The 21,723-nt window shown below is 66.6% G+C and carries 13 protein-coding genes; 9 read left to right on the top strand and 4 right to left on the bottom strand.

The annotated features are described in order from the left end of the window. Nucleotide 1: 1 nt before the first annotated feature. From rfbH to ACLB1G_RS25550, 9 genes are all read left to right on the top strand, one after another. Complete coding sequence (rfbH, locus tag ACLB1G_RS25590) at nucleotides 2-1,327, top strand: lipopolysaccharide biosynthesis protein RfbH (RefSeq protein WP_491630088.1); 1,326 nt, start codon at nucleotides 2-4, stop codon at nucleotides 1,325-1,327. Between the two features lie 241 nt (nucleotides 1,328-1,568). Continuing rightward, nucleotides 1,569-2,678: an N-acetylneuraminate synthase family protein gene (locus ACLB1G_RS25585; RefSeq protein WP_491630087.1), complete on the top strand. Its 1,110-nt coding sequence runs from the start codon at nucleotides 1,569-1,571 to the stop codon at nucleotides 2,676-2,678. 3 nt (nucleotides 2,679-2,681) lie between these two features. Further along, a complete protein-coding gene (locus ACLB1G_RS25580) occupies nucleotides 2,682-4,502 on the top strand; it encodes a thiamine pyrophosphate-binding protein (RefSeq protein WP_491630086.1) in 1,821 nt (606 codons plus the stop codon). Then, the gene (locus ACLB1G_RS25575) at nucleotides 4,499-5,635 is read left to right on the top strand and encodes an FkbM family methyltransferase (protein WP_491630085.1); all 1,137 of its coding nucleotides are present in this window, start codon (nucleotides 4,499-4,501) and stop codon (nucleotides 5,633-5,635) included. Before ACLB1G_RS25580 ends, ACLB1G_RS25575 begins: the two co-directional genes overlap by 4 nt. Then, nucleotides 5,625-6,287, top strand: a complete 663-nt coding sequence (locus tag ACLB1G_RS25570) for an HAD family hydrolase (RefSeq protein WP_491630084.1) — start codon at nucleotides 5,625-5,627, stop codon at nucleotides 6,285-6,287. Before ACLB1G_RS25575 ends, ACLB1G_RS25570 begins: the two co-directional genes overlap by 11 nt. 2 nt (nucleotides 6,288-6,289) lie before the next feature. After that, nucleotides 6,290-7,246: an NAD-dependent epimerase/dehydratase family protein gene (locus ACLB1G_RS25565; RefSeq protein WP_491630083.1), complete on the top strand. Its 957-nt coding sequence runs from the start codon at nucleotides 6,290-6,292 to the stop codon at nucleotides 7,244-7,246. A gap of 7 nt (nucleotides 7,247-7,253) precedes the next feature. Continuing rightward, a complete protein-coding gene (locus ACLB1G_RS25560) occupies nucleotides 7,254-8,819 on the top strand; it encodes a glycosyltransferase (protein ID WP_491630082.1) in 1,566 nt (521 codons plus the stop codon). Between the two features lie 15 nt (nucleotides 8,820-8,834). Beyond that, on the top strand, nucleotides 8,835-10,640 hold the full coding sequence (locus ACLB1G_RS25555) for an HAD-IIIC family phosphatase (protein WP_491630081.1): 1,806 nt from the start codon (nucleotides 8,835-8,837) through the stop codon (nucleotides 10,638-10,640). Nucleotides 10,641-10,736: 96 nt separating this feature from the next. Continuing rightward, nucleotides 10,737-11,897, top strand: coding sequence for an ATP-binding protein (locus ACLB1G_RS25550; protein ID WP_491630080.1), 1,161 nt, complete (start codon nucleotides 10,737-10,739; stop codon nucleotides 11,895-11,897). Here ACLB1G_RS25550 and ACLB1G_RS25545 read toward each other — a convergent pair. From ACLB1G_RS25545 to ACLB1G_RS25530, 4 genes are all read right to left on the bottom strand, one after another. Continuing rightward, the gene (locus ACLB1G_RS25545) at nucleotides 11,866-12,558 is read right to left on the bottom strand and encodes an SGNH/GDSL hydrolase family protein (RefSeq protein ID WP_491630079.1); all 693 of its coding nucleotides are present in this window, start codon (nucleotides 12,556-12,558) and stop codon (nucleotides 11,866-11,868) included. The two genes, ACLB1G_RS25550 and ACLB1G_RS25545, sit on opposite strands and share 32 nt — an antisense overlap. Further along, entirely contained in the window at nucleotides 12,555-13,916 is a 1,362-nt protein-coding gene (locus tag ACLB1G_RS25540) for an HlyD family type I secretion periplasmic adaptor subunit (RefSeq protein WP_491630078.1), read from the bottom strand. Before ACLB1G_RS25540 ends, ACLB1G_RS25545 begins: the two co-directional genes overlap by 4 nt. After that, entirely contained in the window at nucleotides 13,913-16,063 is a 2,151-nt protein-coding gene (locus tag ACLB1G_RS25535) for a peptidase domain-containing ABC transporter (protein WP_491630077.1), read from the bottom strand. The genes ACLB1G_RS25540 and ACLB1G_RS25535 overlap by 4 nt, the downstream gene beginning before the upstream one ends. Before the next feature lie 228 nt (nucleotides 16,064-16,291). Further along, the coding region (locus tag ACLB1G_RS25530; protein ID WP_491630076.1) for a beta strand repeat-containing protein at nucleotides 16,292-21,723 on the bottom strand (5,432 nt) is incomplete at its 5' end.

Raw genomic sequence — 21,723 nt, 5'->3', positions numbered from 1 at the left:
CATGAGTGAAGCACAAAGCAAGGAACAACTCCGCGAGCAAATCATCAAGCTGGTGGGCCAGTATGGCGCGCTGGCCAGCCAGCCGCGTCCCTTCGAACCCGGCGTGACCGTGATCCCGCCGGCCGGCAAGGTGGTGGGCGCGCCGGAAATGGAACTGATGGTGGATGCCTCGCTGGACGCCTGGCTGACCACCGGCCGTTTCAACGACCAGTTCGAGGCCAAACTGGCCAAGCTGATCGGCGTGCAGCACCTGATCACCGTCAATAGCGGCTCGTCGGCCAACCTGGTGGCCTTCAACACCCTGACCTCGCCCAAGCTGGGGCCGCGCGCCATCCAGCCCGGCGACGAGGTGATCGGCGTGGCGGCCGGCTTCCCCACCACCGTCAATCCCATCCTGCAATTCGGCGCCGTGCCGGTATTCGTGGACGTGGAACTGGGCACCTACAACATCGACGTGACCAAGCTGGAAGCGGCCATCTCGCCCAGGACCAAGGCCATCATGCTGGCCCACACCCTGGGCAACCCGTACAACCTGGACGTGATCACCGCCATCTGCAAGAAATACAATCTGTGGCTGATCGAGGATTGCTGCGACGCGCTGGGCTCCACCTACCACGGCAAGATGGTGGGCACCTTTGGCGACATCGGCACCATGTCCTTCTACCCGGCCCACCACATCACCATGGGCGAAGGCGGCGCCGTGTTCACCAACAGCCCGGAACTGAAGATGATCGCCGAATCGTTCCGCGACTGGGGCCGCGACTGCTATTGCCCACCCGGCAAGGACAACACCTGCGGCAAGCGCTTCTGCTGGAAACTGGGCACGCTGCCGGAAGGCTACGACCACAAGTACACCTACAGCCACCTGGGCTACAACCTCAAGATCACCGACATGCAGGCGGCCTGCGGCCTCGCCCAGATCGAGCGCGCACCCGGCTTCATCCAGGCCCGCAAGGACAACTTCGCCTACCTCAAGGAGCGCCTGCAAAGCTGCGCCGAATTCCTGATACTGCCGGAAGCCACCGAGCATTCCGATCCGTCCTGGTTCGGCTTCCCGCTGACCCTGAAACCGGAAGCCAACGCCAGCCGGGTCGACCTGCTGACCTACCTGGACCAGCACAAGATAGGCACCCGGTTGCTGTTCGCCGGCAACCTGACGCGCCAGCCCTACATGGTGGGCCGCAACTACCGCGTTTCCGGCGAGCTGACCAACACCGACCGCGTCATGAACGACACCTTCTGGATAGGCGTGTTCCCGGGCCTGACGCGCGAGATGCTGGACTATGCGGCCACCAAGCTGGAAGAGTTCTTCGGCGTTGGTTTCTAGCAGCGGCAGGACGGGTTTTTGCTGCGGCCGAATGATCCTTTGTGGTAACATCGGGTATTGAACTGGAGAAACATGCTCGTTCACGAATTCCCCGCTGACAAACCCCAAACAAGAGGGCCTTCCCCTGTCAGCTCAGCCGATCGGCGCACCCCGCGCGCCGCTATGCTGGCGTCCTTGTCCACGCCGCCAGCGCCGCCAGGCCAGGCGCCGTTGGCCGCTTTAATCTGAGAGAGATATAAACATGAGTGCAATTTCGCAACGCGATCGTGACCTGTTCGAGAACCTGTTCGTCCTGGAACTGGCCAACAATCACTGGGGCAAGCTGGAGCGGGGCCTGAAGATCATCAACGATCACGCCCGCGTGGTGCGCTACAACAACGTGAAAGCGGCCATCAAGCTGCAATTCCGCGATGTCGATGAATTCATCCATCCGGAATTCAAGAACGAATCCTCGATCCGCTACATCAAGAAGACCCAGGACACCAAGCTCAGCAAGGCCGACTTCACCCGCATGGTCGATGAAATCCGCCACCTGGGCTGCATCCCCATGGCCACCCCGTTCGACGAAGCCTCGGTGGACCTGTGCGTGGAATTCGACATGCCCATCATCAAGATCGCCAGCTCGGACATGAACGACTGGGTGCTGATCGAGAAGATCGCCTCGACCCGCCGCCCCACCATCGTGTCCACCGGCGGCGCTTCCGAGAAGGACCTGGACGACCTGGTGCGCTTCTACGAGAAACGCGACATTCCGCTGTCGATCAACCACTGCGTGTCGCTGTACCCGTCCGAGGACAGCGAACTGGAACTGGACCAGATCGACTACCTGCGCGCACGCTACCCCAACCACGTGATCGGCCTGTCCACCCACGAGTACCACGACTGGCACTCGTCCATGCTGATTTCCTACGCCAAGGGCGTACGCACCTGGGAACGCCACATCGACATCGACTACGAAGGCGTGCCCGTGTCGTCCTACTGCTCGCTGCCGGAAAACTGCGACACCTGGTTCAAGGCCCTGAAGAAAGCCGCTGAAATGTGCGGCGGCCGCAGCCTGTCCAAGCGTACCATCTCCAAGAAAGAGACCGAGTACCTGAACGCCCTGGTGCGCGGCGTGTACGCCAAGCGCGACCTGGAGCCCGGCTATGTGTTCACCAAGGACAGCCTGGAAAAGGACTTCTACCTGGCTATCCCGCTGCAGAAAGGCCAGCTGTCCTGCCGCGAGGTGATGAACGGCGAGAAGCTGACCACCCCGCTGGCCGCCAACCAGCCGCTCAGCATCGACAACATCGACGGTCCCTATGCCGAAAACCCCGGCATGAAGGAACTGATCCTCAACCGCGGACTGTAAGCCATGCGCATCGCGGAGCAAGTAGCCCATTGGCTGGCGCGCCACGGCGTCGAGCAAGCCTTCACTGTCACCGGGGGCGGCGCCATGTTCCTCAACCAGGCCATCGGCGGCCACGAGGAACTGCGCTGCAGCTTCTTGCACCACGAGCAAGCCTGCGCCATGGCGGCCGAGGGCTATGCGCGCGTGGCCGGCAAGCCGGCCGTGGTGATGCTGACCACCGGACCGGGGGCCATCAACGCCTTCAACGGGGTGTTCGGCGCCTACACCGATTCGGTGCCCATGATCGTGCTGTCGGGCCAGGTCAAGCGTGAAACCTGCCGCGATTTCCGCGAGGTGGGCGCCCTGCGCCAGCTGGGCGACCAGGAAGGGCCGACCATCGCCATGGCCCAGCACATCTGCAAGTACACCCGCCTGATACGCGAGCCGGCCGACCTGGTATGGGCCCTGCCCGAGGCTTACCGCCAGGCCGTCAGCGGCCGTCCCGGTCCGGTCTGGCTCGACATCCCGCTGGACGTGCAATCGTCCACCGAACTGCTGGACATCCCGGCCCCGTTCGACGCCGGCAGCGCAGCGCAAGACCCGGCCGCCGCGGCCGCCCTGCTGGCCGACGCCGACGCCGTGCTGGAACGCCTGCGGCAATCGCAGCGGCCGCTGATCCTGGGCGGCACCGGGGTGCGCCTGGCGGGCGCGGTCGAGGCCCTGCTGGCCTGGGCCGAGCGCAACGGCATCCCGCTGGCGACCGCCTGGACCCATGACCTGATCGCCTCCGACCATCCGCTGTTTGCCGGCCGTCCCGGCACCATCGGCACCCGCGCCGGCAATTTCTGCCTGCAGAACGCCGACTTCGTGCTGGTGCTGGGCTCGCGCCTGAACATCCGCCAGACCAGCTACAACTGGGACAGCTTCGCCAACGGCGCCTACGTGGCCCAGGTGGACATCGATCCGCTCGAGCTGCGCAAGCCCATGGTGGTGCCGGACCTGGCCATCACGGCCGACGTGGCGCAATTCGTGGCGGCCCTGCAAAGCCGCCAGGACGCGGGCGCCACCCTGCCCTCCTACCGCCCCTGGGCCGCATGGTGCCGCGCCATCGGCGCCCGATACCGGGTGGCCGACGAGCACCGCCAGCTGCCCGGCGCGCCGCTCAATCCCTACCTGGTGGTGGAACGCATCTTCGCCCAGGCCCGGCCGGACGACATCTTCGTCAGCGGCAACGCCTCGGCCTGCATCCTGCCGTTCCAGATCGGCGCCCTGCAGGCCGGCCAGCGCCTGTTCAGCAACTCCGGCTCGGCCTCGATGGGCTACGACCTGCCGGCCGCGCTGGGCGCCGCCATTGCCGCGCCGTCCAGGCGCGTGATCTGCTTTGCCGGCGACGGCAGCCTGCAGATGAACATCCAGGAACTGCAAAGCCTTAAGACGCTGGGCCTGAACCTGGTCATCATCGTGCTCAACAACGAGGGCTACCTGTCGATCCGCCAGACCCACGAGAACTTCTTCGGCAGGGTGATCGGCGCCAATCCGGCATCCGGGGTCGACTTCCCGCCGTTCGAGGCGGTGGCGCGCGCCTACGGCATTGCCGCCGCCACCATCGACAGCGAGGCCCAGCTGCCGGCACTGGACGCGCTGCTGGCCGCCGACGGCCCGCAGCTGATCGATATCCGGGTCGATCCGCAACAGGAATTCACGCCGCGCATCAAGTCGCGGGTCGACCAGGACGGCAAGTTCCTGACCCCGGCCCTGGACGACATGTTCCCCTTCCTCGACCCGCAGATCGTGCAGCAGGTGCGCCAGTCGGCGCTGGACCTGGACCACAAGGAGCAGCCATGAACCCAGCCACCCCCGCCGACCTGGCCGCCTGGGACGCCTTCGCACAGCTGTGCGCGCAGGTTTCCGGCAGCGCGCTGCCGCGGCTGGACCCGCAACGTCCGGTATGGATCTTCGGCGCCGGCGGCTTCGGCCGCGCCCTCGGCGCCGTGCTGCGCGAGCAGGGCTTCCAGCTGGCCGGCTTTGTCGAGACCAGTCCCTCGCGCGACAACGTGGACGGCGTGCCGCTGCGCAGCTGGCAGCAATTGAGCGCGCAGGACCGCGAAGCCCAGCTGGCCCTGGGCATCTTCAACCGCGGCATGCCGTATGACGGCCTGGTGGCGCTGGCGCGCGGCGCCGGCTTTGCCGAGGTGCTGATGCCGTGGCACAGCTACGCCCAGTTCGAGCAGCAGCTGGGCTGGCGCTATTGGCTCAGCAATCCGCACGCCATCGCCGCCGCCCTGCCGCAGATCGAGGCCACCTGGCGCAGCCTGGCCGACAGCGCCAGCCGCCAGTGCCTGCTGGACCTGCTCAGCTTCCGGCTCGGCCACCGCCTGGCCTACGGCGGCTTCCGCCACGACGACCTCCAGTACTACAACGATATCACCCTGCCCGGCCTGCGCGGGCGGCCCGTGTCCTACATCGACGGCGGCGCCTACAATGGCGACACCTTCATCGAGGCCGCCGCCCACCTGGAGCTGGGCCAGGCCTGGCTGTTCGAGCCGGACGCCGACAACTACCGTACCATGGTGGACAAGGTGCGCGCCAGCGGCAAGGAGGCCATCTGCCTGCCGTGCGCCCTGTCCGACCAGTACGGCATCCTCAGCTTCGAGCCGGGCGGCGAGGCCGCCACCATCGTCGAAGGCGGTTCGCAGCGCATCGTGACCCTGGCCCTGGACCAGCTGCTGCCCAGCCAGCGCATCGATTTCCTCAAGCTCGACGTGGAGGGCGCCGAAGCGGCCGCGCTGCGCGGCGCGCGCCAGCTGATCGAGCGCAGCCGTCCGGTGCTGGCCATGTCGCTGTACCACCTCCCGCGCGACCCGTGGGAGCTGCCGGCCCAGCTGCGCGAGATGTGCCCCGGCTACCGCTACTACCTGCGCCAGCATTACTACAACAGCTTCGACAGCGTACTGTATGCCATTCCCGATGCACGCTGACAGCCGGCCGGCCGGCCGCACGGTGATCTTCGACCTGGACGGCACCCTGATCGATTCCGCGCCCAGCATCCTGGCCGGCTTCGAACAGGCCCTGCGCCGCGAGGGCATCGCGCCGGCGCAGCCGCTGTCGCCGGCCCTGATCGGGCCGCCGCTGGCGGCCACCCTGGCCCTGCTCAGCGGCAGCAGCGACCCGGCCTTGCTGGCCGCCCTGGCCGGCCACTTCAAGCAGTACTACGACAGCGAGGGCTACCGCCTGAGCACGGTGTATCCCGGCGTGCCGGAGATGCTGGCGCGCCTGCACGGCGACGGCGTGGCGCTGCACCTGGCCACCAACAAGCGCCACCTGGCGGCGCGCCAAATCCTCGATTACCTGGGCTGGCTGCCGCTGTTCCGCTCGGTGTACGCGCTCGACATGGTGCAGCCGGCCCACGCCGGCAAGGACGCCATGCTGGCCGCCCAGCTGGCGGCCGAGGGCATCGCCGGCGCCGTCACCGCCTATGTCGGCGACCGCGACGAGGACCGCGTGGCGGCCGAGGCCAACGGCCTGGAATTCATCGGCGTGCGCTGGGGCTATGGCCAGTTCGGCGCGGACGCCGGCCATGCCGTGCTGGACCAGGCCGCCCAGCTCCCGGCCCTGCTGGCGGCGCGCTGAGCATGGCAACCCTGCTGGTGATCGGCGGCAGCGGCTTTTTCGGCAAGTCCGTGCTCGACCTGTTCCAGCGTGGCGGGCTGGCGCCCTGGGGCATCACCCATGTGATCGCGATGGCGCGCCGCGCCAGCGCACTGCGCGTGAGCGCCCCCGGCTTGCTGTCCAGCCAGGTGACCCTGCTGGACGACGACATTGCCAGCACCACCAGCCTGCCGGCCGCCGACTACGTGATCCACGCCGCCGCCTCGACCGACGCCCGCAACTACCAGCAACAGCCGGAACAGGAAAAACGCAACATCCAGGCCGGCACCCTCAATTACTGCCGGCTGGCGCCGCTCTACCACCGCGGCAGCCGCATCGTGTACGCCAGCTCCGGCGCGGTGTACGGCCAGCAGCCACCGGAACTGGAGCGGCTGGACGAGGATGACGACCCGGGCGCACCGGCCGCGCCGTCCAAACGCGATTACGCGCTGGCCAAGCGCGACGCCGAGGCCGCCATCGTGGCGCTCGGCGCGGCCGGACTGCAGGTCAGCATCGCACGCTGTTTCGCCTTTGTCGGACCGTGGCTGCCGCGCGACCAGCATTTTGCCATCGGCAATTTCATCGGCGACGCCCTGGCCGGCCGGCCGATCACGGTGCAGGCCCGGCACGCCGTCTACCGCAGCTACCTGTATGCCGACGACCTGGTCGAATGGCTGATGGCGCTGGCCAGCCAGGCCAGCCCGGCCTGCCCGGTCTGCAATGTCGGCTCGGAGCAGCCGGTGCTGATGGGCGAGCTGGCGCAGCTGGTGGCGCGCGCCGCCGGCCAGCAGGCCGCCGTCCCGGCCATCGACAACCCCATGGTCGATCGCTACATCCCGTCCACGGCGCGGATACGCGCGCTGGCCGGGGTACGCATGCGCTACGATCTGGAGCATGCCGTTGCGACCACCCTGGCGCGCCTGCGCGCCTCCCCTGACTAGGCTTACCATGGATACCACCCGCCCCCTGCTGTCGATTTGCATCCCGACCTATAACCGGGCCGACTTCCTGCAGCAAACCCTGGCCAGCATCACGTCCCAGGCCGCTTTCCGCGACAGTACCGAGATTGAAATCGTGATCTCGGACAATTGCTCGCCCGATCACACGGCGTCGGTGGCCCAGCCCTACGCCGACGCCTGGCCCGGGCGTATCATCTACCACCGGCATGAACAGCCCACCGCCATGGCCGAGCTCAATTTCGAGTTCGCTCTGCGCCTGGGCAGCGGCGAATTCCTCAAGCTGCACAACGATAACCTGACCATACGCGATGGCTCGCTGACGGAAATCCTCAAGGTGGTGCGCGCCACCCAGGCGGAAAAGCCGGTGCTGTTCTTCACCAACGGCAATATGCGGCGCAACGACGCCATCGAGGTGCTGGCCAATATCGACCAGTTCGTGCGCCGCGTCTCGTATTTCGCCACCTGGATAGGCGGCTTCGGCGTGTGGCGCGACGAGCTGCCCTACATCACCGACTTCTCGCGCGCGGCGCCGCTGCGCCTGGTGCAGACCGACGTGCTGCTGCGCCTGATGTCGGCCGGCAAGCGCTGCATTGCCCTGTACGACATTTACTTCGCCGGGCTGGACGTGGGCAACAAGGGCGGCTACAACATCGCCGAGGTGTTTGGCCAGAACTACCTGCAGCTGCTCAAGATGTACAGGAAGGAAGGCGGCATCAGCGACGAGGCCTTCGAGGCCGAGAAAAAATTCCTGCTGATGTCGCACATCATTCCCTACTACTTCGACACCAGCAACAGCTTCCACAAGACCGGCTTCTTCCCCTACCTGAAGGATTACGCCCAGGACGACTACTTCTACGAAGCTGTCGACAAGATACTGCAGAAAGCCGCCACGGTGCCGGTGACCGCGCCGGGGCCGCTCCCGGCCGCGGCCGACCCGCGCACGGAATACCAGCAGCAGCTGGCCGCGGCCTGGCGCGAGCGCAATGGCCACAACGAGATCAGCCTGACGGCCGCCCACGGCCGCATCGATTTCGAGAAAATGAGCGCCGGGCGCCGCAGCTACGGCGGCCTGACCCTGTGGATGTTCGGCAGCGGCGACGAGGGCTTGCACATCGGCCACTTCGTCTCCATTGCCGATGATTGCAAGTTCCTGTTGGGCGGCAACCACCGCACCGATACCCTGTCCACCTTCCCGTTCCAGGCCAAGTATTTCGGTACCGCCGAGGCCGGCAGCAAGGGCCCCATCATCATCGGCGACGATGTCTGGATAGGCTACAACTGCACCGTGCTGTCCGGCGTCACCATCGGCCAGGGCGCCGTGGTGGCGGCCGGCAGCCTGGTCACCAAGGATGTGCCGCCCTACGCCATCGTGGGCGGCAACCCGGCGCGCCTGATCAAGTACCGCTTCGCGCCGGACGTCATCGCCGAGCTGCTCAGGCTGGACTACGGCCGCGTCACGGACGAGGCCATCCTGCGCAACCGCGAACTGCTCAGCCAGCCGCTTACCGCCGAGGCCGCCGCTGTGGCCGTCGCCCGCCTGCACGGCGAGGCATAACCCGATTACACCGTCATGAGAACCGCCGATTACCTGTTCCCGCGCGACCTGGAGGTCACGCCCGTCAAGCTGGGCAAAGTGCTGTTCATCGGCTCCTGCCTGTCCGAATTCTATGCCCAGCAATTCCAGCGCCTGCAGCCCGGCCTGGAAGTCGAGCATGTGATGTTCAACAATGCCTATGTGCTGCCGGCGCGCGACGACATCGCCAGCTTCGACGTGCAGTACATCCAGCTGCCGCTGCGCAGCGTGCTGTCGGACGGCATCATCCGCCACCACGGCGGCGCCGCCATCGACTGGCTGGCCGTGGGCAAGGCCAATATCGACGCCATGCTGGCCCAGGCCCTGGCCTACACCAGACACGGCATCCTGACCGTGGTGTCCAACTTCGTGGTCCCGCAGGGCAAGCTGGGGCCCAGTCTGTACGACCAGGATTCCGGCATCGACTACACCCGCGTCATCGCCGAGCTGAACTTCCACCTGGCCGACGCGCTCAAGCCCTACCAGAACGTGTATCTGGCGGACGTGAACATGATAGCCAGCACCATGGGCAAGAAGTTCTTCCTGGACGACACGGTCTACTTTTTCACCCACAACGTGGCGATCAGCCTGGACGATTTCCTCGTATCCGAGGGTGAGCACTCGCTGCCCGCGCCCAACCGGCTGGACGGCGCCATGCACCTGGTGCAGCGCTACGATTCGCGCGCCGACGAATACTACGAGGCGGTGTACCGCCAGGTGATCGCCATCTACCGCACGGTGCGCCAGATCGACCAGGTCAAGCTGGTCATCTTCGACCTCGACAACACCCTGTGGCGCGGCCAGATCGGCGAGCACTACGAGCCCGGCTCGGAATGGCCCAAGCTGCACGGCTGGCCCACCGGGGTGTGGGACGCCGTCAACCAGCTGCGCCGGCGCGGCATCGTGTGCTCGCTGGCCTCCAAGAACGACGAAGCCACGGTCATCCAGAAATGGCGCTGGGCCATGCCGCTGGGCATGGTGAACTATGAAGACTTCCTGGTCCCCAAGATCAACTGGGAACCCAAGGCGCAGAACATTGCCCAGATCATGGAGGCGCTGTCGCTGACGGCCATCTCCACCGTGTTCGTGGACGACAACCCGGTCGAGCGCGACTCGGTGGCGGCGGCCCTGCCCGGCATCCGCGTGATCGGCCATGATCCGTATTCCATCAAGCGCCTGCTGACCTGGGCGCCGGAAACCCAGATCGCCCGCCTGAGCGCCGAATCGGCCCAGCGCGAAGCCTCGCTGCAGAACAAGGTCAAGCGCGATGAGCAGCGCGCCGCCATGCCGCGCGCCGAATTCCTGGCCAGCCTGGGCACCGAGGTCGAGCTGACCGAGATCGGCAGCACCGACCATCCCTCGTTCTACCGCGTATCCGAGCTGGTCAACAAGACCAACCAGTTCAACACCACCGGCGCACGCCGGGCGCTGGACGACTACCACCACCACTGGAGCCAGGGCGGGCGCGTGTTCGCCTTCACGGTCAAGGACAAGTACAGCGACTACGGGCTGGTGGGGGTACTGTTCTCGCTGTCGAACTGCATCACGCAGTATGTGATGAGCTGCCGGGTGCTGGGCATGGAAATCGAGATTGCCGTGCTGCGCGCCGTCACCCAGCGCCTGCAGGCCGATTTGCCGGAAGCGGCCGTGTCCGGGCTGGTGCTGCACACGGAAAAAAACACCCCGTCGCGCAGCGTGTTTGCCGACACCGGCTACAGCGCGACCGGCAACCCGCAATTCTTCATGGTGACCACGCCGCTGCCGGAGACGGCAGGCGTCCACGTGCAGATACGCTGGGTGTAAACCGGGCAAGGGCGCGCGGCGGCGCCCGATTATGTGCAATTATATTAAGAATTATAAATTATAATTCCGAATATAATTCCTTATAAAGGAGCGGCCATGAGCGCTGTGCCTTTTACCTTCGCCCGTCCCTTGCTGGCGGACCAGTATTGCGACGCCCTCCAGGGCCTAGGTCTGATCGACGTGCGTTCAGGCCTGTTTCTGGCGGCTCCCAGGCGCACCGGCAAGAGTACCTTCCTGCGCACCGATTTGCTGCCCGCATTCGCCCGAAGAAATTGGGTGAGCGTCTATGTGGACTTGTGGACCGACCGTGCGGCCGATCCCGGCCGTGTCATCGCGGCTGCCATCAAGGGCGTCCTGGCCCAACACGCAGGCGCCATCGCCAAGCTGGCGAAGAAGTCCGGGCTGGAAAAAGTGAACCTGTTCGGGGCGCTCAGCGTCAACGTGAACGCGCTTGACCTGCCCGCCACCGTGACACTGGCCGATGCATTGGAAGCGCTGCATATCGCCACCAGGATGCCGGTTGCCATCGTCATCGACGAAGCCCAGGACGTACTCTCCACCCAGCAGGGCATGGACGCCATGTTCGCGCTCAAGGCAGCGCGCGATCACCTCAACCCGGGCGGCGCCGCGCCACAAAAACTGTTCCTGGTCTTTACCGGATCCAACCAGGACAAGCTGGCCCGTATGGTGCAGAAAAAATCGGAACCGTTCTACGGTTGCGACATCACGAAATTTCCCCTGCTCGGCAAAGCGTATTCCGACGCTTATACGACGTACACCAATGCCCGGCTCGCGCCGGACAACCAGTTCAGCCCGGACGCCATGTGGGATGCATTTCAGCTGGTCGGCCAGCGTCCGGAAAAGCTGCGCACCCTGGTGGGAAAAGTCGCGCTCGAGGGGAGCGCCAATGCGCTGTCCGAGGCGCTCAAGTCGGAGGCGGAACTGTTGCGCAAGGAAATCTGGCAAGAGATGGAAAGCCAGTTCAACAGCCTGACGATGACCCAGCAGGCAGTGCTGGTCCACCTCATCAGGCAAGGCAAGAAATACGAGCCATTCACGGCGGAGTCACTGGCCGCTTACTCGGCCGCGGCCGGCAAAACCGTGAAGCCGCATGATGCGCAAGCCGCGCTGGAGGCGCTGCGCAAAGCCGGCCTGGTGTGGAAAGCCGTCCAGGGCGACTATGCCCTGGAAGACGATGCAATGGCAGCCTGGTACCAGACCCTGGCTAGGCCGGAGAACGCAGCAGGCGGGCGATGATGGCGCCATACAGCCGTTCCGCGATCTGCGCCATGCCCCAGTCCTTGGGATGGGCTTCCACGCCCTGGTGCCCGTAGGTGGGCTGCAGGCGGTCGGTGTTGGCAGGGTGGGTGAACAGGTCGCCGATGAACACGTACTCGGCGCCGTACAGCTGGCACACGCGCTCGATCACGTAATCCTTGGCCGGCGACTGCCACCAGGTGGAGATGCAGAACACGTGCGGGCTGGCCAGCCGCGCCGCATGCACCAGGCGCTGCAGGTTCTGGGCAAAGGCATTGAGCTGCTCCTGGTTGCCGATGTTGTCGCCCAGCTGGATGACCACCAGCGGCGGCTTGCGCTCCCAGACCTCGGCCAGCGAGGCCAGGTGGCCGTCGGCCACCGCCAGCTCGGATTCAAACGGGTAGAAATTGCGGATATAGGCTTGCTGCGGCGTCAGCCGCAGCTGCGCTAGCAGCCGGTGCGCATAGTCGTGGCCGGTGGCGCTGGCCGCCATGCCGTGGCTGTGCGGCCAGCCGATGTTGGCGGTCGGCTCGTGCCAGGTCAGGCTGTTGCCGATGAAGGCCACCTTGAGATCGGCCGCCACGGCCGGCAGCCCGTGTTCCTTGAAGGCGTTGTCGGCGTAATACGGGATGGCCGAACGGTCCCCGTCCTGCTGGCTCATGGTTCGCGGATGGATTCGTTCATGGCCTTGGTCAGCGGCCACAGCAGGTAGGACATCACGGTGCGGTGCCCCACCACCACCTCGGCCGCCACCGTCATGCCGGGCGTGAGCTGCTGGCCGTCCATGTTCTTGAGCTTCTGCCCCGTGAACGAGACCCGGGCCAGGAAGTAGGCGTCGGTCCCCTGCCCCGGCTGGCTGTTCTCGCGCTTGAAGGAGTCCGAGCTGATGGTGCGGATTTTCCCGTCCAGCATGCCGTGCTTCTGGAACTGGAAGGCGTCCACCTTCAGGTGCGCGACGTCGCCCACCTTGATGAACCCGATGTCCAGCGAATCGACCTGCACCTCGGCCTCCAGCTCGGCGCCCAGCGGCACCAGGGTGAACATGGCTTCCGCCTCGCGTGCGATGGAGCCCACCGACAGCTTGGCCACTTCCAGCACGATGCCGTCGGCCGGGGCGGTCAGCTGCACCAGCTGGTGGCGCTTGTCGGCCTTGGTCAGCTGCTCGGCGATGCCTTCGCGGTCGCGGGTGGCGGCCAGCAAGTCTTCCATGGCCTTCTGGCGCCAGCTCTTGGTGAAGGCGGCGCGCTCGGCCTCGGCCGAGGCCAGCTCGCTCTGCATCTCGATGGCCTTGTTCTTCTGCATGATCATGTCGCGCTCGACTTCCAGGCGGCGGTCGCGCGCTTCCAGCAAATGCATCTTGGCGCCGAACTGCTCGGCCATCAGCTGCTCCTGCATGGCTTCCACTTCGCGCAGCGATTTCACGCGCTGCGCCAGTATCACCTGGTCGCGGGCATTGGTTTCCAGGCTGGCTTTCAGGCGCGCGATGTTCTGGTCCATCTTGGTCTTCTGCGCCTCGTAGTTGGCCTGGCGCTCGCTGTACAGCTGCGATTGCAGGGCGGCGTCGCCGGCGCCCGTGGGCGCCGTGCTGCCGGAGGTAGTGCCGGGCGTGCGCTGGCCGGACAGCTCGGCGCGCAGGCCGGCGGCCTGGGTGTCCAGGCTTTGCAGGCGGGTGCGCAGCTGGGCTTCATCGGCCTGGGTGAAGGTCGGGTCCAGCGTGGCCAGCACCTGGCCTTTTTTCACGATCTGGCCCGGCCGCACCACGATGCTCTGGATGATGGAGGTCTCCAGCGGCTGCACCACGATGTTGGGCAGCGGATTGACCAGCTTGCCGTGGGCCACCACGATCTTCTCCACCGGCGACAGGCAAGCCCACACGATGAAGGTGACAAAGGCGGCCAGCATCACGTGCAGGGTGATGCGCACCGAGCGCGGCAGCGGACCGCGTTCGATGGCGTCGGCGTCCGGCAGGAAGTCGATCTCGGTCTGGTCCTTGCGGCGCGGCTTCAGGGCTGAACTCACAGGTGGCTTGTTTGCTGGTTCCATAAATGCTGGTAAGTGTCGCTACGGGTGAGCAGTTCGGAATGGCGGCCGGCATCGACCAGGCGGCCCTGCTGCATCACGAGGATGGTGTCGGCGTTGACCAGGGTGGACAGGCGGTGCGAGATCATCACCACGGTGCGCCCGATCGCGATGCGCGACAGGTTGTTGATGAAGATGGCCTCGCTTTCCGGGTCCAGCGCGCTGGCCGCTTCGTCCAGGATCAGGATGCGCGGCTTGGCCACCAGGGTGCGGGCAATGGACAGGCGCTGCTTCTGGCCGCCGGACAGGTTGGAGGCGTTTTCCTCCAGCACCGTGTCGTAGCCCTGCGGCAGGCGCTCGATGAATTCGTCGGCGCCGGCGGCCTGGGCCGCCGCCACCAGTTCCTCGAAGGTGGCGTCCGGCTTGGTGACGGACAGGTTTTCGCGCACGGTGCCGCGGAACAGGAAATTCTCCTGCAGCACCACGCCGATCTGGCGCCGCAGATGCGACAGCTCGATCTCGCGCGCATCGATGCCGTCGAAGCGGACGATGCCCTCCTGCACCGGATAGAGGCCCTGGATCAGCTTGGTCAGGGTGGTCTTGCCGGAACCGCTGCGGCCCACGATGCCCACCACCGTGCCCTGCTGGATAGTGAAGCTGGCCTTGTTCAGGGCCATGGCCTGGGCGCCCGGATAGCGGAAGGTGACGTCGTCGAAGCGGATCTCGCCCTGCAGGATGGGACGCAGGCCGTTGGCGCCGGCGCGGCCCTCGGGGGCCCGGTTCATCACCTCGCCCAGCATCTTCACGGACAGCGCGGTTTCCTGGTATTCGTTGACCAGGCCGACAATGGAAATCAGGGGACCGGTGACGCGCCCCGACAGCATCTGGAAGGCGATCAGGGCGCCCACCGACAGGGTCTGGTCGAACACGTCCTGCGCGCCCACCACGATCAGGGTCACGGGCAGCATCTTGCCCAGGAAGTCGGTGACGGCATTGCCGGCAATGGAAATCTGGCCGACCCGGAAGTGCATGGTGATGGCCTCGGCCGAGCGCTGGTCCCAGATGCGGCGCTGGCTCGGTTCGATCGCCAGCGCCTTCACGGTGCGCATGCCGTGGATGGTCTCGACCAGCATGGCCTGGCGCTGGCCCTCGGCCGCGTACAGGGCGTTCAGGCGGCGCTGGAAGGTCGGCACCATGGCCATCACGACGCCGCCGATCAGGGCGGCAAACACCAGCACGATCAGGGCCAGCTTGAAGGAATAGGCAAACAGGATGGGGATGAAGACCACCAGCGAAATCAGGTCCAGCGCGGTGAAGAACAGGCGGCCGGTGAGGAAGTTGCGTATCTTTTCCAGCTGCTGCATGTGGCGCGTGATGACGCCGGCCGTGGTGGTCTCGAAGTAGTCGATCGGCAGGCTGAGCAGGTGGCCGAAGGTGCGCCGGGTCAGGCGCATGTCGACCTTGTTGCTGGCCGCCAGGGTCAGGGTCTGGCGCAGGAAGCCGAAGATGGCGTCGAAGGCCAGGGCCAGCACGATGCCCACCGCCAGCACCCACAGGGTGGTGATGCTCTGGTGGGTCAGCACCTTGTCGATCACCAGCTGGAAGAAGATGGGCGAAGCCAGCGCCAGCAGCTGCATGGCGATGGCGGCAATGAAGATGTCGCGGAAGGCGGCTTTTTGCTTGAGCAGTTCTGGGATGAACCAGCGCAGGCCGAACGGCTGGTTGGGGTCGCTCAGCTTGTGCTGGCGCTTGACGAACACCACCTCGCCCTGCCAGCGCGATTCGAAATCGGCGCGCGACACCAGCACCACGCTGGCGTTGGCGTGGGTGGGGTTGAGGATGGCCACCTGGCCGTCGCCGCCGCTGGGGTCCTCGCGCATGCCGACCACGATCACGCTGTTGCCATCCACCAGGCGCGCCATCAGGGGGAACACGCCGTTCTGGGCCTGCAGGCGCGCCCAGTCCAGCCGGGCGATCCTGGCTTTCATGCCGATATCGGCGCAGATGCGCAGCAGCAGCCCGTCGCCCGGTTCCTCGGCGCGCAGGGCATAGTCGTCAATCAGGCGTTCAGGATTGATTTGCAGTCCATGGTGCTGCGCGATGGCAGTCAGGCACTGTATGGCGGTGTGGGGATATTTATCGTGCATTGGCCTGGATGGTGAAAAAACTTGCGTCAGCGCACTGCTGCACACGCTTCGGATTCTAACTCAGCCTCTGGCTTTCCGGCGCTAATTATCGAGCCCGTGTGCACTCGAACAGCACCGCGTTTGCCCCGCTGTTACAGGCTTTACGCAGTCCGGCGGACGGAAAAAAAACGGCAAGACAACAGTCTTGCCGTTCTGTCCAAACGGCGCCGCGCGGGCGGCGCCTGCCTGTTATTTCGCCGCCAGGATGCCGTGGCTGCCGGCGTTCTGCAGCGCCTTCAGCCGCAGCGCTTCCTCGCTGCCGGTGGCCGCCGTTTGCGCGGCCGCCAGCCTGGTGGCGCTGTCGTACTGGCTCAGCGTGCTGGCCAGCGCCGCCACCGTGGCGTTCACCGAGCTGGCGCCGCTGTCGGCTGGCGCCTCCAGCTTGGCGCCCACGGTATCGGCCGCATCAGTGGCGCTGAAGCTGGTGATCGCCTGGCTCAGGCTGCTCACCGAACTGCCCAGCGTGGCGCTGCCGGAAGCTGCACTACTCATCTGGAACCAGACGTCGGCCGCCGTATGGCTGCTGCCGTCCGCCGTCTCGTAGGTCGAGGTGATGCCGACGATATTGCCGTTGTTCAGCGAGGCATCCTGCTTGGCGTCCAGGTTCAGCTTGGTGATGCCCAGCTGCTCCAGGGTCTTGAGCTCGTCGGCCTGGCTGACGCCGTCCGCATTGCCATCCACCCACACGCGCAGGTCGCCGAAGGCGCTATCCTTGGCGTCGATCACGCCGTTGCCGTTGGTGTCCAGCTCGGCGAGGGCCTGGTAGCCGGTGCTGGCCTTCTGGCCGTTGGCCAGGGTGGTGCCGGAACCGAACAGCTCGCTACCGTCGTTGATCAAGCCGTCATGGTTGCGGTCCAGGGCCAGCAAGCCATCGTTGCCGGACACCCAGCCCACGGTGGACTTGCTGCCGTTGGCCAGCAGGTCGAACTGCACCCCGGCCGCCAGGTTCAGCGTGTTGATGCCGTTGTTGTCCAGGTCCAGCACGATAGGCGTACCCAGCGGCGACGGCAAGGCCGCGATCTGGTCGGTGGTCAGGCCCGGCACCTGGGCGCTGGTGATGGCGCAGATCTGGGCGCTGGTCATGGAGTGGATCTGGTCCGTGGTCAGCGAGGAGATCTGGGCCGTGGACAGCGCGGCAATGGCCGAGGTCTTCAGGGCCACCAGGTCGGCAGTCTCGATGGCGCGCAGCTGGTCGGTGCTCAGGGCCTGGATCTGGGCCGAGCCCAGCACCGCTACCTGGCCGGTCGACAGGCCGACCAGCTGGTCGGTGGTCAGCGCGGCGATCTGGGCCGTCTTCAGGGCCGCCACAGCCGAAGTCTTCAGCGCGGCCACGTCTTCCGTGTTCAGGGCCGCGATGGCGCCGGTGGACAGGGCCGCCACTTGCGACGAGCTCAGCACTGCCACCTGGCTGGAGCCCAGCGCGACCGCCTGGTCGGTGGTCAGGCCGCTGGACAGGCCGGCCGTGCTCAGGGCGGCGATCTGGGCCGTGGTCAGGTTGGCCACCTGGTCGGTGGTCAGGGCAGCCACCTGCGCCGTGCGCAGGGCAGCGATGGCGCTGGTCTTCAAGCCCACGATGTCGGCGGTCTCGATGGCGGCCACCGAGTTGGTCGACAGCACACCGAACTGCGCCGTGCTCAGGGCGTTCAGCTGGCTGGAGGACAGGGCCACCACCTGGTCGGTGGTCAGGCCGTTGGCCAGGTTGTTGGTCGACAGGGCGGCGAACTGGGCGGTGCCCAGGACGCCGATCTGGTCGGTGGTCAGCACCGACACCTGCAGGGTGGACAGGGCGGCGATGGCGCCGGTCCTGAGCGCGACGATATCGGCGGTCTCGATGGCGGACACCTGGGCGCTGGACAAGGCCAGGACCTGGGCGCTGCCCAGCACGTTCACCTGGCCGGTCGACAGGGCCACGATCTGGTCGGTGGTGAGGGCCTGCACTTGCGAGGTCTTCAGGGCGGCAATGGCCGAGGTCCTGAGCGCGGCCACGTCTTCCGTGTTGAGCGCCGCCAGGTTGACGGTGGACAGCGCCGCCACCTGGGCCGAGCCCAGCGCACCGGCCTGGGTCGAGGACAGGGCCACGGCCTGGTCGCTGGTCAGCGCGGCGATATTGGCCGTGGTGACGGCGGCGATCTGGGCCGTGGTCAGGTTGGACAGCTGGTCCGTGGTCAGGGCCGCCAGCTGCGCCGTCTTGAGCGAGGCGATGATGCTGGTCTTGAGGCCGACGATGTCCGCCGTTTCGATCGCGGCAATCGAGTTGGTCGACAGCGCATTGAACTGGGCGGTGCTGAGGGCGCCGAACTGGGCCGAGGTCATGGCCACGATCTGGTCGGTGGTCAGGCCATTGGCCAGGTTGTTGGTGGACAGGGCGCCCACTTGCGCGGTGCCCATGACGCCGATCTGGTCGGTGGTCAGCACCGACACCTGCAGGGTGGACAGGGCGGCGATGGCGCCGGTCCTGAGGGCCCCGATGTCGGCGGTCTCGATGGCCGACACCTGGGCGCTGGACAGGGCCACGATCTGGGCGCTGTTAAGGACATTCACCTGGCCGGACGACAGGGCCACGATCTGGTCGGTGGTCAGGGCCTGCACCTGGCTGGTCTTGAGCGCGGCAATGGCCGAGGTCTTGAGGGCGGCCAGGTCTTCCGTCTGCAGCGCCGCCACGTCGTTGGTGGACAGGGCCGCCACCTGGGCCGAGCTCAGGGCGCCGGCCTGGGTCGAGGACAGGGCCACCACCTGGTCGGTGGTCAGCGAAGCGATGTTGGCCGTGGTGATGGCGACCACCTGCGCCGTGCTCAGGTTGGACAGCTGGTCGGTGGTCAGCGCGGCCAGCTGGGAGCTGCGCAGCGAAGCGATGATGCTGGTGCGCAGGCCGACGATGTCCGCCGTTTCAATGGCGGCGATGTCGTTGGTGCTCAGCGCATTGAACTGGGCCGTGCTGAGGGCGCCGAACTGGCTGGACGACATGGCCACGATCTGGTCGGTGGTCAGGCCGTTGGCCAGGTTGTTGGTCGACAGCGCGCCCACTTGGGCGGTGCCCAGGGCGGCCACCTGGTCGGTGGTCAGCACCGACAGCTGCAGGGTGGACAGGGCGGCAATGGCGGCCGTCTTCAGGGCGACGATGTCGGCGGTCTCGATGGCGGACACCTGGGCGCTGGACAGGGCCACGATCTGGGCGCTGTTAAGGACATTCACCTGGCCGGACGACAGGGCCACGATCTGGTCGGTGCTCAGGGCCTGCACCTGGCTGGTCTTGAGCGCGGCGATGGCCGAGGTCTTGAGGGCGGCCAGGTCTTCCGTCTGCAGGGCCGCCACGTCGTTGGTGGACAGCGCCGCGACCTGGGCCGAGCTGAGGGCGCCGGCCTGGGTCGAGGACAGGGCCACCACCTGGTCGGTGGTCAGGGCCGCGATATTGGCCGTGGTGACGGCGGCAATCTGGGCCGTGGTCAGGTTGGACAGCTGGTCCGTGGTCAGCGCCGCCAGTTGCGCCGTCTTCAGCGAGGCAATGATGCTGGTACGCAGGCCCACGATGTCGGCCGTCTCGATGGCGGCGATCGAGTTGGTCGACAGCGCATTGAACTGGGCCGTGCCCAGGGCGCCGAACTGGGCCGAGGTCATGGCGACGATCTGGTCGGTGGTCAGGCCGTTGGCCAGGTTGTTAGTGGACAGGGCGCCCACTTGCGCGGTGCCCAGGGCGCCGACCTGGTCGGTGGTCAGCACCGACACCTGCAGGGTGGACAGGGCGGCAATGGCAGCCGTCTTCAGGGCGCCGATATCGGCGGTCTCGATGGCGGACACCTGGGCGCTGGACAGGGCCGCGACCTGGGCGCTGTTAAGGACATTCACCTGGCCGGACGACAGGGCCACGATCTGGTCGGTGCTCAAGGCCTGCACCTGGGCAGTGCGCAACGCGGCGACGGCCGAGGTCTTCAGCGCGGCCAGGTCCTCGGTCTGCAGGGCGGCCACGTCGTCGGTGGACAAGGCTGCCACCTGCGCCGAGCCCAGGGCGCCAGCCTGGGTCGAGGACAGGGCCACCACCTGGTCGGTGGTCAGGGCCGCGATATTGGCCGTGGTGACGGCGGCGATCTGCGCCGTGGTCAAATTGGACAGCTGGTCGGTGGTCAGCGCCGCCAGCTGCGCCGTTTTCAGCGAGGCGATGATGCTGGTCTTCAGGCCGATGATGTCGGCGGTTTCAATGGCGGCGATATCGTTGGTGCTCAGGGCGCCGAACTGGGCGGTGCTGAGGGCGCCAAACTGGTTGGACGACATGGCCACGATCTGGTCCGTGGTCAGGCCGCTGGCCAGGTTGGCGGTGGTCATGGCGGCCACCTGGGCCGTGCCCAGGACGCTCACCTGGTCGGTGGTCAGCACCGACACCTGCAGGGTGGACAGGGCGGCAATCGCGCCGGTCTTGAGCGCGACGATGTCAGCGGTCTCGATGGCGGACACCTGGGCGCTGGACAGGGCCGCGACCTGGGCGCTACCCAGCACATTCACCTGGCCGGACGACAGGGCCACGATCTGGTCGGTGCTCAGGGCCTGCACCTGCGAGGTTTTCAGGGCGGCGATGGCCGAGGTCTTGAGGGCGGCCAGGTCTTCCGTCTGCAGGGCGGCCACGTCGTTGGTGGACAGCGCCGCCACCTGGGCCGAGCTCAGGGCGCCTGCCTGGAGCGAGGACAGGGCCACCACCTGGTCGGTGGTCAGGGCCGCGATATTGGCCGTGGTGACGGCGGCAATCTGGGCCGTGGTCAGGTTGGACAGCTGGTCGGTGGTCAGCGCGGCCAGCTGGGCCGTCTTCAGCGAGGCGATGATGCTGGTCTTGAGGCCGACGATGTCGGCGGTCTCGATGGCGGCAATGTCATTGGTGCTCAGGGCGTTGAACTGGGCGCTGCCCAAGGCGCCGAACTGGGCCGAGCTCATGGCCACGATCTGGTCCGTGGTCAGGCCGTTGGCCAGGTTGTTGGTCGACATGGCGGCAAACTGGGCCGTGCCCAGGGCGCTCACCTGGTCGGTGGTCAGCACCGACACCTGCAGGGTGGACAGGGCGGCAATGGCGGCCGTCTTCAGCGCCACGATGTCGGCCGTCTCGATGGCGGACACCTGGGCGCTGGACAGGGCGGCCACCTGGGCGCTGCCCAGCACGGCCACCTGGGCCGAGGACAGGGCCACCACCTGGTCGGTGGTCAGGGCCTGCACCTGGCCGGTCTTGAGGGCGGCAATGGCCGAAGTCTTGAGGGCCGCCACGTCTTCCGTGTTCAGGGCCGCCACGCCGTCGGTGGACAGGGCCGCCACCTGGGCCGAGCTCAGCACGCCGGCCTGGGTCGAGGTCAGGGCCACCACCTGGTCGGTGGACAGGGCGGCGATGTTGGCGCTCGTGACGGCGCCGATCTGGGCCGTGGTCAGGTTGGACAGCTGGTCCGTGGTCAGCGCCGCCAGCTGGGCCGTCTTCAGCGAGGCGATGATGCTGGTCTTGAGGCCGACGATATCGGCGGTCTCGATGGCGGCAATGTCATTGGTGCTCAGGGCGCCGAACTGGGCGGTGCTCAGGGCGCCGAACTGGGCCGAGCTCATGGCCACGATCTGGTCCGTGGTCAGGCCGTTGGCCAGGTTGTTGGTCGACATGG

The organism is Duganella kummerowiae, assembly GCF_053572355.1.
This window is presented reverse-complemented; position numbering and strand designations above follow the sequence as displayed.

What these genes read in the sequence shown, in the direction of transcription:
- rfbH (WP_491630088.1), top strand. Translation starts at nt 2, where the DNA reads ATGAGTGAAGCACAAAGCAAGGAACAACTCCGCGAGCAAATCATCAAG.
- ACLB1G_RS25585 (WP_491630087.1), top strand. Translation starts at nt 1,569, where the DNA reads ATGAGTGCAATTTCGCAACGCGATCGTGACCTGTTCGAGAACCTGTTC.
- ACLB1G_RS25580 (WP_491630086.1), top strand. Translation starts at nt 2,682, where the DNA reads ATGCGCATCGCGGAGCAAGTAGCCCATTGGCTGGCGCGCCACGGCGTC.
- ACLB1G_RS25575 (WP_491630085.1), top strand. Translation starts at nt 4,499, where the DNA reads ATGAACCCAGCCACCCCCGCCGACCTGGCCGCCTGGGACGCCTTCGCA.
- ACLB1G_RS25570 (WP_491630084.1), top strand. Translation starts at nt 5,625, where the DNA reads ATGCACGCTGACAGCCGGCCGGCCGGCCGCACGGTGATCTTCGACCTG.
- ACLB1G_RS25565 (WP_491630083.1), top strand. Translation starts at nt 6,290, where the DNA reads ATGGCAACCCTGCTGGTGATCGGCGGCAGCGGCTTTTTCGGCAAGTCC.
- ACLB1G_RS25560 (WP_491630082.1), top strand. Translation starts at nt 7,254, where the DNA reads ATGGATACCACCCGCCCCCTGCTGTCGATTTGCATCCCGACCTATAAC.
- ACLB1G_RS25555 (WP_491630081.1), top strand. Translation starts at nt 8,835, where the DNA reads ATGAGAACCGCCGATTACCTGTTCCCGCGCGACCTGGAGGTCACGCCC.
- ACLB1G_RS25550 (WP_491630080.1), top strand. Translation starts at nt 10,737, where the DNA reads ATGAGCGCTGTGCCTTTTACCTTCGCCCGTCCCTTGCTGGCGGACCAG.
- ACLB1G_RS25545 (WP_491630079.1), bottom strand. Translation starts at nt 12,558, where the DNA reads ATGAGCCAGCAGGACGGGGACCGTTCGGCCATCCCGTATTACGCCGAC.
- ACLB1G_RS25535 (WP_491630077.1), bottom strand. Translation starts at nt 16,063, where the DNA reads ATGCACGATAAATATCCCCACACCGCCATACAGTGCCTGACTGCCATC.